The sequence below is a fragment of the Streptomyces sp. NPDC001903 genome, assembly GCF_042891345.1.
In the GTDB taxonomy this organism is placed as follows: domain Bacteria; phylum Actinomycetota; class Actinomycetes; order Streptomycetales; family Streptomycetaceae; genus Streptomyces.
In genome coordinates this window covers 1-11,376 of sequence record NZ_JBIASZ010000018.1, presented here as the reverse complement: position 1 = coordinate 11,376, position 11,376 = coordinate 1, and the positions used below count along the sequence as shown (strand labels likewise).

At 72.6% G+C, this 11,376-nt stretch carries 9 protein-coding genes; 3 read left to right on the top strand and 6 right to left on the bottom strand.

Features of this window, described 5'->3' with window-relative positions:
• From ACFYZS_RS31520 to ACFYZS_RS31510, 3 genes are all read right to left on the bottom strand, one after another.
• Nucleotides 1-852 carry a hypothetical protein gene (locus tag ACFYZS_RS31520; RefSeq protein WP_389019969.1) on the bottom strand — a complete coding sequence of 284 codons (852 nt, stop codon included), beginning with the start codon at nucleotides 850-852 and terminating at the stop codon, nucleotides 1-3.
• A gap of 3 nt (nucleotides 853-855) precedes the next feature.
• The gene (locus tag ACFYZS_RS31515; protein ID WP_389019966.1) at nucleotides 856-1,923 is read right to left on the bottom strand and encodes a 3-oxoacyl-ACP synthase III family protein; all 1,068 of its coding nucleotides are present in this window, start codon (nucleotides 1,921-1,923) and stop codon (nucleotides 856-858) included.
• Between the two features lie 264 nt (nucleotides 1,924-2,187).
• Nucleotides 2,188-2,571, bottom strand: coding sequence for a VOC family protein (locus ACFYZS_RS31510; protein ID WP_389019963.1), 384 nt, complete (start codon nucleotides 2,569-2,571; stop codon nucleotides 2,188-2,190).
• A gap of 171 nt (nucleotides 2,572-2,742) precedes the next feature.
• Here ACFYZS_RS31510 and ACFYZS_RS31505 point away from each other — a divergent pair, with 171 nt between their 5' ends.
• Both ACFYZS_RS31505 and ACFYZS_RS31500 read left to right on the top strand, forming a co-directional pair.
• Nucleotides 2,743-3,849 (top strand): alpha/beta hydrolase, encoded by a 1,107-nt coding sequence (locus tag ACFYZS_RS31505; RefSeq protein ID WP_389019961.1) that lies wholly within the window; start codon nucleotides 2,743-2,745, stop codon nucleotides 3,847-3,849.
• 314 nt (nucleotides 3,850-4,163) lie between these two features.
• The gene (locus ACFYZS_RS31500; RefSeq protein ID WP_389019958.1) at nucleotides 4,164-5,678 is read left to right on the top strand and encodes an MFS transporter; all 1,515 of its coding nucleotides are present in this window, start codon (nucleotides 4,164-4,166) and stop codon (nucleotides 5,676-5,678) included.
• An 83-nt stretch (nucleotides 5,679-5,761) separates the two neighbouring features.
• Here ACFYZS_RS31500 and ACFYZS_RS31495 read toward each other — a convergent pair whose 3' ends face one another.
• The 3 genes from ACFYZS_RS31495 to ACFYZS_RS31485 all read right to left on the bottom strand — a co-directional run bounded on the left by ACFYZS_RS31495 (nucleotide 5,762) and on the right by ACFYZS_RS31485 (nucleotide 10,157).
• On the bottom strand, nucleotides 5,762-7,516 hold the full coding sequence (locus ACFYZS_RS31495) for a methyltransferase (RefSeq protein WP_389019955.1): 1,755 nt from the start codon (nucleotides 7,514-7,516) through the stop codon (nucleotides 5,762-5,764).
• A gap of 143 nt (nucleotides 7,517-7,659) precedes the next feature.
• Nucleotides 7,660-8,877: a 4-hydroxybenzoate 3-monooxygenase gene (locus ACFYZS_RS31490; protein ID WP_389019952.1), complete on the bottom strand. Its 1,218-nt coding sequence runs from the start codon at nucleotides 8,875-8,877 to the stop codon at nucleotides 7,660-7,662.
• A 206-nt stretch (nucleotides 8,878-9,083) separates the two neighbouring features.
• On the bottom strand, nucleotides 9,084-10,157 hold the full coding sequence (locus tag ACFYZS_RS31485; protein ID WP_389019950.1) for a nucleotide disphospho-sugar-binding domain-containing protein: 1,074 nt from the start codon (nucleotides 10,155-10,157) through the stop codon (nucleotides 9,084-9,086).
• A 329-nt stretch (nucleotides 10,158-10,486) separates the two neighbouring features.
• Here ACFYZS_RS31485 and ACFYZS_RS31480 point away from each other — a divergent pair, with 329 nt between their 5' ends.
• Complete coding sequence (locus ACFYZS_RS31480) at nucleotides 10,487-11,155, top strand: SGNH/GDSL hydrolase family protein (protein WP_389019947.1); 669 nt, start codon at nucleotides 10,487-10,489, stop codon at nucleotides 11,153-11,155.
• Nucleotides 11,156-11,376: the final 221 nt, after the last annotated feature.

Genomic DNA, 11,376 nt, shown 5'->3' with positions numbered 1-11,376 from the left:
TCACCAGCCTTCGGGCCGGTAGGCGGCGCAGGCGGCGCTGGGGCCGGCGCCGGCGGTGACGAGGAGGAGCCGGTCGCGGTCCTTGGGGCGCGGGGCGGCGAGGGCCCGGAGGTAGCCGAGGATCGGCGCCGCGGTGTGCGGCTCGCCCGCGACGACGTTGTCGTGCGCGGCGCGCGGGCCGACCACGAGGGTGCGGTCCGCGTCGAGGCCGTGCTCGCGGACGTACGCGGCGGTGCAGGCGGCGGCGTGTGCGCTGCGCCGCGCGCCGTGTCCCTCCGTACGGCGGACAGTGATCCGGGAGCGGCCGTCGCTGCCCATGGCCGCGGTGTCGAGGTAGCCCTCGGTGTCGGTGGGCCCGTCGCCCGCGTACACGGACACCGGGCCGAACCCGGCGCCGGGGTCGGCGCTGCGCTGCAGGAGGAGGGCGCCGGCCAGGTCCGCGTACGGGTAGTGGGGGTCGCGGCGGGCGTCGCCGCCGGGGTGCACGTCGGCGGCGGTGATCAGGACGCGATCGGCGCTGCCGGTGTCGAGGAGGCTCTGGGCGACCTGTACGGCGTTGAGGACGCCGCAGGCCCCGTTCATGAGGTCGAAGGAGAAGCCGGCGGCGGGGGCCGGGTCGGCGATGTAGTCCAGGTTGATGCCGACCTCCTTCTGGACCAGGGCCGCGAGGGCCGGTTCGAAGGTGTTGGCCTCCCGGTAGACGCCGACGTTGATGAGGACGCCGACGGATGACGGGGAGACCTGCGCCCCCGACAGGCAGGCGCGGGCGGCGCGGGCGGCGAGTTCGACGGCGCGGGCGGGTCCGGTGCCCTGGTGCGTGGCGGTGCGGGCCGCGGCGATGACCATTCCCATGGTTCAGACCCCCATGTTCGTGATCGTGGCCGACAGGGCGCCGGTCACCACGCCGGAGGCGGCGGGGACCATGAGGAACCGGGATCCGGGGCGGGCGGTGCCGGCCCGCAGGTGCTCACGCAGGGTCAGGAAGTGCGCGGTGGTGGCGGTGTTGCCGTACTTCTCGACGACCGCGAGGGAGGTGGGCATGGGGGCCTCGAACTCGGCTTCGGCGGTCTGGTTCACGTAGTCGATGAACCGGGTGCCGACCTGGTGCTGGATGACGTAGTCGAACGCCTCGTCGGTGAACTCCCGGCCCTGCTTGGCCAGGAGGTCCCGGTGGAACCGGGGCCAGAGTTTGAGCCGGTCGCGGTTGTGCATCTTCTTGTTGTCCGTGTAGAGGGCGATCCCCCGGCTGCGGTCGCTCGGCATTCCCATGCACAGGTGCGCGTACTCGGAGCAGGTCATCAGTTCCACGTAGTGGATCCGGTCGGCCTCGTCGGTGGAGGCGTCCAGGACGACGGCGGCCGCCGAGTCGCCGACGGAGAGCGAGGCGAACTGCGGGTCGTAGGAGTCGGTGACCTCGCGGGCCGCCGTCTCGGCGACCGCGGTGGCCTGCTCGCCGCTGACGACCAGGCCGTTGCGCACCGCTCCGGAGCGGATCATGCGGTCGAGCAGGTGGACGCCGGTCATCATGCCGGCGCAGGCGTTGGACACGTCGAAGTGGATGGCCCGTGGCGCGCCGAGCTCGCGGGCGAGCAGCGCGGCGAAGGACGGTTCGAAGGTGAAGCGGCCGCCGTCCGTGAAGCGGGTGATCGAGGCCGATATGACGACGTCGAGGTCGGCGGCTTCGTAGCGGGAGGCGGCGAGGCAGTCCCGGGCGGCGGACAGGGCCATCGCGTAGGAGTTCTCGGCGGCGGCCGGATCCGGGTCGTACACCCGGCGCTCGGCGACTCCGGTGATCCGCTGGAGGTCCGCGTCACGGACGGCGGGTATCCCCTCGGTGAGCTCCCGGGTGGTCATCACGGTCTGGGGGACGTGGGCCCCCAGGGCCTCTAAGCGGCTGTGGCGATTCGGTGTGCTGGTGTTCATGCTTCGCGTTCTCCATGGGACATCCCCGTTACAGACAGCGAAGTTACCGTAGCGTAGGGATCGGCCCACCCGTCCCGCAAAGGGAGTCGAAGGGGGCAGATGGGGCGATTACCAGCCAGGCATCACATGGGCCGCATTTCGCCAACACCCGGCACTGCCACCCCCCGCCCCCGCGATCGTCGGCCGGAACATGACGCAGGGTGCGCGAAAGCTGTCCGGAACCGCTCGGTCCGGTCCGCCTCGCCGGCAGGGGGCGCGGACGGGTCAGGAGCCCCCGGCCGCCCGGTCGGACGCGCTGCGCAGGACGCAGAACTCGTTGCCTTCGGGGTCGGCGAGGACCGCCCAGCCGGAGCCGTCGGGATTGCGGTGGTCGGCGACGAAGGCGGCGCCGAGGCCCAGCAGCCGGTCGACCTCCTGATCGCGCGAGGTCTCGGGGCGCAGGCACAGGTGGATCCGGTTCTTGACCACCTTGGCCTCGGACACCTGGTTGAAGTACAGCACCGGGCCCTCCGCCAGCGGCACCTGGGTCTCCCGGTCGCCCGGGCGGGCGCCGGGATCCAGCGGACGGCCCGTCACGCCGGCCCAGAACCGGGCCAGCTCATAGGCATCCGCACAGTCGACCGCCACGTTCTGCACCACTGAGACCATGCCCGCGAGCCTCCCCGATCTCCGCGCCGAGCGCCACTCGCCTCATTTGAAACATAAACGACATTTTTTGCATGTTTTTGCAACCCCAGGGTCGAAAAACGCATCCAGGAAGAGGAAGGCCCACCCGCTCTGCCCTTCCGAGGGCAGCCGCAATTGTTCGGAGCGACGTTCGTGCACGAGTACCCGCAGCCGCAGCCGCAGCCGCGACAGCACCGGCAATCCCGTAGGAAGGCGTGGATCGGCTCCGCGGTGGCGGTGGCCCTGCTCGCCGGCGCCGGCGCCGGGTTGATCTACTGGAAGACGGACTGGTTCGACGGGAACGGGGAGTCCGTCAGCTACGCGAAGCCCTCCGCCGGAGCGGACGACGGCAAGGGCGCGGGGGCCGGCGGCGGGAAGCAGGCCTCCGCGCCGAGCGCCGACCCGGACGTGTCCCTCCCCGCCGGCCCGTTCACCGAGTTCAAGCAGACGGTCAAGCTGGACGACGGCACCCGCATATCCAAGGCCAAGGTGAAGGGCGCCAAGTCCGGTTTCGAGGGCAGCGTCTGGGTGTGGACGCCCAAGGAGTACGACCGCCCGGAGTACGCGAAGAGCGCGTTCCCGGTCATGATCGCGCTGCCCGGGGGCAACGGGAACGCCGACAACTACTGGGCGACCATGCCGAAGCTGGGCCTCCAGGCGGCCATCTCCGAGGGCGCCGCGGCCGGCAAGAGCCTCCCGTTCATCCTGGTCATGCCGATCCTCAACCCGGACGCCAAGTACTACTACGACGGCTCCGACATCCCCGGCCAGGCCAAGATGGGCACCTGGATCGGCGAGGACGTGCCCGACCTCGCCCAGGCCAACTTCCGTACCTACAAGTCCCGCGACGGCTGGGCCTTCATGGGCAACTCCTCCGGCGCCTTCGTCGGCCTCAAGCAGCTCCTGCAGAAGCCGGACCGCTTCCGGGCCGTCATCGCCAACGGCGGCGAGATCGTCCCGGACTCCCCGCTCTGGAAGGGCCACCAGGCGGAGATGGACGCGAACAACCCCGAGAAGATCGCCCCGAAGCTGATCGCCAACAAGGGCCCCGAGGTGGACGTCCTCTTCCAGTACGGCACCAAGGAGGGCGGCCGCGACCGGATGGAGAAGTTCCAGCAGCAGTTCGGCAAGGGCCCCATCAAGGTCTCGATCCACGAGATCCAGGGCGGCGACCACAACGGCTGGGACTACGTCCGGGGCATGAAGGAAGGCCAGCTGGAACAGCTCAGCAAGCTGATGAAGGGCCCGAAGCCCCAGTAGGGCGGGCGCGGAAGGCCTCGGGCCGGCCGGATCGGCGGGCCGGGGGGTGGGGGGAGGCGGAAGCCGACCTGAGGTCGCGTACGGCCCGGTCGCCGTCGCAGGCGGACCGCCGGGAGCTTCGGGACGCCGAGCCCGGCCCGTACGGCGTCGATGCCGCCGAAGCCACCGCGGGCACCACGTTGCGGGGTGTCCTGCACGGATACGGAAGAGCGGCGGCAAAACCGTGTAAGAAGGGCGAAGGGGGACTCGGCTCCACCGGAAGGGCATGCGTGACGCGGCGGCAGCGATTCGTGGGCGAGCGTCACCGTTGGTGGGTGCTGGGTGTGATGACCTGCGCCTCGTCGATGATCGCCATCGACGCGCTGGTGGTCCTGATCGCCCTTCCCACCATCCAGCGGAGTCTGGGCGCCTCGACCACCGGACTGCAGTGGATCATCAACGCGTACCTGCTCAGTTTCGCCTGCATGAGCCCGATCGGCGGGCGCATCGGCGACGTCTTCGGGTACGAGCGCGCCTTCCGCTTCGGCACCCTCCTGTTCGTCGTGGCCTCGACCGCGGCGGGTCTGGCCCAGTCCGAGACCTGGCTGATCGCCGCGCGCGCGGCGCAGGGAGCCGGTGCGGCGGTCCTGCGGCCCGCCTCCCAGGTGCTCATCATCAAGGAATTCGGACGCCGGGAGCGCGGTCAGGCGATGGGCATCTCCTCCAGCGTCTCCACCCTGCTGTACGGCACGGCCCCGCTGATCGGCGGCGTGTTGACGACCGTGTTCTCCTGGCGCGCGATCTTCTTCGTCAACCCGCCGCTGGGCATCGGCGCACTGGTCCTCGCGCACCTTCTGCTCACGGGCAAGCCGCCACCGCGGGAGCGGGTCGACTGGTCGAGCGCACCCCTGCTGATCGGCGGACTGGTGTGCCTGGTCCTCCCCCTCATGCAGGCGCGCTCCTGGGGATGGTCCTCGCCCGCCGTCGTCTCCCTGCTCGCCACCGGAGCCGTGCTGATGACGCTCCTGGTGGTGCGCGAACGGCGGCAGCCGGATCCGCTCATGCACTTCGAGCTGTTCGCGAAGAGGGAGTTCGCGGTGGGGGCGGCGGTCATCTCGACGGTGCGCTTCGCGTTCGTGGGATTCGCGGTGTTCGGTGTCATCTGGCTCCAGGACGTCGTGGGCATGTCCCCCTTCGTGGCCGGTCTCGCCGTCCTGCCGCTCACCCTGCCCACCGTCGTGTGCGCGCCGCTGGGCGGAAGGCTCTACGACCGCCTGGGACCGCGCGTTCCCCTGGCGGCCGGCACGGCCCTGTGCGTGGCGGCCCTGCTCTGTGCGGCGGTGGAGCTGCACCGGGGGTCCTACGGCTGGCTGGTCCCCTTCTACTGCCTGATGGGCATCGGCATGGGGCTCTGCGTCAGCCCGGCGTGGGTCACCGCGCTCAACGTGACCTCGAAGGGGATGCGCGGCAACGCGGCGGGGGTGTTGCAGACCGGCCGGGAGATCAGCGCGGCGCTGGGTCTGGCGGTGATGGGCGCGATCGTGTCGCATCTCCAGGGCGCACACCTGGGCCGGATCCTCGGGCGGGACGGCCGTGTCCCGTCCGAGGACTTCGACCGGGTCGAGCGGTCCATCGGGAAAGCGGTGGCGGCGACGCAGCAGGGGGCCCGCCTGCCGGCGGGGATCCCCGCCGACCTGGTCCCGGCGCTCAAGGCCTCGGTCAGCACCGCCGTCTCGGCCGCGTTCTTCGTGGGCGCCGCCGTGATGTTCACGGCGGCCGTGGCGGCCGCCTTCCTCCCCGGCAGGCCCGAGGTCCCGGATCCGGGCCCCGGCCGGGACGGTTCCGCGTGAGCACCGGGGACGGTTCCGCGTGAGCGGCCGAGACGGTTCCCTGACGGCGTTCCCCACGTCCGCCTCCCGGCCGGGACCCGGGCTCAGCCGCGCGCGGTCGCGGGGTCCGGGACGGCGGCCCGGCGGGCGTGCAGTACGTGCGCGTCCAGGGGGAGGGGGGTGTGGCCGACGAGCTGGAGGCCGGCGTCGGCGAGCAGGCGCGCGTAGTGCTCGGCGCGGCGTTCGCGGCCGCCGACGTTGCACAGCATGTGCAGGTCCCAGGCGGTGGCCAGCGAGGGGGAGCCGTCGGCCGGCAGGAGCCGCTCCACGATGAGCAGGTCCGCGTGGGCGGGCATGGCCCGGGCGCAGTGGCGCAGGATCTCGCGGCAGCGGGCGTCGTCCCAGTCGTGCAGGACCCGGGAGAGGACGTACACGTCGCCGCCGGGCGGCACGTCGGCGAAGTCGCCGGCCCGGTAGTCGCAGCGCGCGCCGCAGCCCGCGGCGTCGAGCAGGCGGCGGGCGGCCTCGACGGCGTGCGGGCGTTCGAGGAGGACGCCGCGCAGGCGGGGGTGGGCGGTGAGGATGCGGCCGAGGAGCTCCCCGTTCCCGCCGGCCACGTCGACGACGGTCGCGGGGGCGGGTGCCTGGGCCGCGGCGGTGACCACCGGGTGGTCGGGGAGCGGCTCGAACATGCGGGAGCTCGCGGCCATGGACCGGTCGAAGAGGGCGGCGAGTTCGGGGTCGCGGGCGAAGTGGTCGAAGTGGTTCTCGCCGAAGAGGCGGTCGAAGGCCGGCTGTCCGGTCCGTACGGCGTGGTCGAGGTCGCCGAAGGAGCGGTAGAACGGGCCGCCGTACATCAGGGCCAGCGGCCGCATCGACCCGGGCGCGTCCGAGCGCAGCAGGGCGCCGAGTTCGGTCAGGCGGAATCCTTCCTCCTCGTGGTCCCGGGTGACGGCTCCGAGCATGGCCAGGTAGCGCAGGAGCGTGGCGAGGCCCCGGGGGTGGGTGCCGGTCAGCCGGGCGAGGTCCTCGGTGCGGTGCGCGGTGCGGGTGTCCATCGCGTCGGGCAGGCACAGCCGGGCGAAGGCGGCCAGTGCCTGTGTGGTCCAGGCACCGGTGAACAGGTGCAGGAGCGATTCGGCGGGCTGCCGTGCGCCGCGGCGGTGGTCTTCGGCGGAGTCGTCCAGGTGCGCGGCGAGGGCGGCGCGGTGGTCGCCGCGTACGTAGAGTTCCAGCCTCCGGTAGCCGCAGGCCGGATCGGCGGGGGTGGTGAAGTACAGGACGGTGCCGTCCTCGTGCGGGTTGTATCCGCCGCCGTCGGGGCGTGCGCCGTGGCGGACGAGGATCGCGCACAGGCCGCGCAGCGCCAGCGGGTCCGAGTCGTCGATCTCGAAGGCGAGGTGGGCCTCGTGGCGGCGGGTGCGTTCGTACGCGGCGATCCGCTCCAGGCCGGAGTGCGGGGGCACGGTCAGGGCGAAGACCTCGACCGCGCGGCGGTCCCCGGCGCGGCCGGGCACCTGCGGGCGCAGGATGCGGACGTCGAGCTCGGCCGGATCACGCCGGTGGCGCCTGGCGAGACGTTCCCGCACCACCACGCTGGGGTGGGAGGGGGTGTCCGCGGCCAGCCCGCAGTCGGTGAACTGGGCCCGCAGGCTGTCCGCGTCCGGCGGGAAGAGCAGCAGCCCCGCGTGGGCGAACCGGCAGTGTCCGGCCAGCGCCCGCAGGTCCGGTCCGCCGAGGCCGGGCAGGAGGAGGGGCAGCAGGGCGGCGCTGTCGTGCTCGCGGACGAACTCGGCCGCCGCGCGCAGGCAGGCCGTGTCGTCCAGGAGCATCGTTTCGTCGGGGAGCGTCGTCGTCATCGTGGGGGTGTCCTCGGGCCGGTACGGGGCTGGGCAGGGCAGGGCGAAGCGGGGTGGCGGGAGTGGAGAGGAGCGCAGACGCGGGGAGGTGCGCGGAGACGGTGGGGAGGGGTGCGGATGGGCGGGGACGGGTGCAGCGGCGGTCACACGCCGACGTAGTTCTCGGCGAACCAGTCCTGGTGGGTGCGCGAGGTGCGCAGCGAGGCGAGCCGGGAGCGGCGCAGACCGGCGTGGAAGAACGATCCGGCACCCGGGCGGTCCGGGTCGGTATCCGCGTGCAGCAGCCGGGTCATCCACCCGGTGAACTCCTGCGCCCGCCAGATGTGCGCCAGGCACTGCTCCGAGTACCCGTCGAGTCCCGCGGTGTCGCCGCGGGCGAGGGCGTCGGTCAGGGCCGCGGCCAGGAGCTCGGCCTCCAGGACCGCGAGGTTGGCGCCCTTCGCGGCGGCCGGGGCGAGCAGGCTCGCCGCGTCGCCCGCCAGGAGGAGCGAGCCGTGGCGCAGCGGTTCGATCACGTCGCAGGTGAGGTCGAAGATCCCGCGCTCCAGGAACCTGCCCCGGTGGAGCGGGCCGTGGTCCGCGGCGCGCATCCGGAGGTCCAGCTCGTCCCAGATCCGCTGCTCGTTCCAGGCGTCGGCGGGGGCGCCGCGCTGCCACTGGAGGTAGTAGCGGGTGACGTCCGGGGTGCGGGCCATGTGTCCGGCGAAGCCGCGGTCGTGGAGGGCGTAGCCGACGGCGTCGAGGCTCGGCGGGGCCTCGGCGAGCAGGCCGAGCCAGGTCACGCCGTGGTCGTGGTGGTGGCGGACGGCGGAGGCCGGCAGGGAGCGGCGGGCCGCCCCGTGCCGCCCGTCGCAGCCGGCGACGTAGCGGGCGGTCCACCGTGCGGGCCGGCCGTCGGGCCCGCGCGTCGAGACGTACGGCCGGGTGCCGTCGGCCTCGTGCACGGCGAGCGCCTCGGTGTGGAAGCGGATGCGTCCGCCGAGGCCGAGGTAGTGCGTCAGGAGGTCGGTGACCAGGTTCTGCTGCGGGTACACGTGGTGCCCGCCGCCCTGGCCGAGGGCTCCGTAGTCGAGCCGGAACCGGCCGTCCTGCGTGCGGAACTCGCACGTGCCGTGGCGGTGGCCGTCGCGGTGCAGTCCGTCGGAGAGGCCGTGGCGGTCCAGGATCCGTACGGTGTTCGGGGCGAGGAACCCGGCGCGGGCCCGGGTCTGGACGTGGGTGCGGGAGGCGCGTTCGAGGAGGACGCAGTCGATCCCGGCTGCGTGCAGCAGGATCGCGAGCACGAGCCCGGCCGGACCGGCACCGAGGACGACCACGTCTGCTGATTCCCGTAAGGCGCGGGAGTTCTGACTTTGCGTCATAGCGCGTGAAGCATAAGCACGCGAAGATCGCTGAACCTACGCAAGCCATCCATAGGCAGGAATAGAGTGACAATCACCCTTGACGCCGGCGGCCTGCGGCGGCGGGGCCGCGAGCGGCGTCCGCGGCCGGCCGGTGGTGTGCGCCGGGCGTGCGCGTACGAACACACGCCCGGCGCACACCCCCTTCGTGGGGTGGGCCGTACGGGCTACGAGGCGGCCAGGGCTTCCAGGGCGGGGACGGTTTCGGCGGGAGACGGCAGGGCGGCGTTCTCCGCCTGCAGACGGACGGCCGCCTCGCGCAGGGCCGGGTCGGTGACCAGGCGGGTCAGGAGCGCGGCGTCCACGTCGTCGGAGGCGGAGCGCAGGGCCGCGCCGGTCGCGGTGAGGGCGTCGGCGTTGGTGAAGTGGTCCGCCCCCTGGGGCAGCAGGAGCTGGGGCAGCCCCGCCTGCAGGGCGGTGAGCAGGGTGCCGGAGCCGCCGTGGTGGATCAGCGCGTCGGAGGTGGTCAGCAGCTCGGCGAGCGGGACCCAGGGCAGCGGGCGGACGTTGTCCGGGAGGGTGCCGAGCGCGGTGAGGTCCGCGTCGCCGACGGCGAGCAGGAACTCGGCGTCCACCGAGGCGGCGGCCTCGATCAGGCGGACGATGGCACGGACCCCGTCCAGCTCGGTGAGCACGGTGCCCAAGGTGATGGTGACGCGGGGGCGGGTGCCGCGGCCGAGCAGGGCGGCGGGGATCGTACCGCCGCCGTTGTACGGGAGGTAGCGCATCCGCAGGCCGCCCGGGTCGCCGCCGAGCGAGGCGGGGACGATGTTCAGCGCGGTGGGCTCGGCGGGGCCGGAAACCCCGTGGGTCTCGTACGCCTCGGTGAAGTTCGCGGCGAGCCGGCCGACCATGTCCAGGCCGGGGGTGGGGCCGAAGTTCTGGATCACCGACGGAATCTTCAGCTTCGCCGCGACCAGCGGGGCGGAGGCCTGGAAGGAGTCGTAGACCAGCAGGTCCGCGCCCCAGTTGCCGGCGACCTCCAACAGGCCGTCCACCGTGGGCCGCGAAATGAGCGCGAAGCCGCGGGCGGCCCGGTCCAGGATCTGCTCCTGGGTCATGTCGGGGGCGACGTAGCGCATCTCCTCGTCGGAGGACTCCTCCATCGCCTCCCGGATCGTGCGGCCGTCGCCGATCTCGACGATCGCGAATCCCGCCTCCCGAAGCCGGTCCAACGGCTGCGAACCGGCGAACAACACCTCATGACCAGCAGCACGCAAAGCCTGCGCAGTCGGAATCATCGGAAAGAGATGACCGGCTGCAGCCGGACCGGTGAAAAGTACACGCACAGCTGTTCTCCTCGCCTATGACCTGACACGCGGAGGCGCACCGCATGAGCCCGCCCCCGTTCCCATCAGTGAACTGGGGCCGGGGGACGCCGTGTTCCCCGAATCAGGGGCGAAAATCAGACAATCCGCCACTCGCCGGGACCGGTCGGCGACACCCGGCGGCCGGTGCGGTGGCGTCGGTGGCGTGTCGGGGGGTGTCGGTGCGGTGTCGGCCGGGGGTGGCAGGTTTCCAGGGCCGGCCGGGTGCCCGCCCGGCCGGGTCCGGGATTCTGGGAGCGCACATGACGATCACTGTCCGGCCGGGAAGCACCGTGATGTTCACCGGCGATTCGATCACCGACTGCCGACGGCTGGAGAGCGAGGACGGCCTCGGGTTCGGCTATCCGCTGCGCATCGCGGGCGAGTGGGGACTGCGGCACCCCGACCGGCCCGTGACCTGGCTGAACACCGGGATCGGCGGCAACAAGGTGAGGGACCTCGAAGCGCGCTGGCGCACGGACGTGCTCGACGCGCGTCCGGATGTGGTGTCGATCCTCGTCGGGGTCAACGACATGGGCTGGCACACGATCGACCCGGAGGGGCACGTGATCCCCGCGGCCGAGTTCGAGGCGGGCTACGACCGCCTGCTCGCGCCCCTCGCCGAGGCGGGCACGAAGCTGATCCTCATCGAGCCGTTCCTGCTGCCGATCCACGGCGTCGTCGAAGCCGGCGGCGGCGGTGTGCTCATCGGGGAGAAGGAGCGCGAGGAGTGGCGTGCCGACCTGGACCCGAAGATCCGGGCCGTCCGCAGGCTCGCCCGCACGTACGGGGCGCAGCTGCTCGATGCCGACGCCATGTTCGCCGGGCTCGCCGAGAGGACCGGGCCGGAACACTGGGCCGCCGACGGTGTCCACCCGACCCCGGCCGGTCACGCCGCACTCGCGGCGGCCTGGCTGCGGCTGGTCGCCTGACCGGGAGGCCGGTCGGGCCCGGGCGGGAAACGCGAAACGCCCGGTCCGGGAGGTCCCGGGCGGGCGTTTTCGCGTGTCTGCCGTCCGCCGTCAAGCGGTCAGGCAGTCAGGCAGTCAGGCCGTCAGGCCGTCAGGCGGTCACTGGTGGCTTAGTACCAGTGGTGGGTCTGCCAGAAGTTCCAGGCGCCGACGGGGCTGCCGTAGCGGGAGTTCATGTAGTC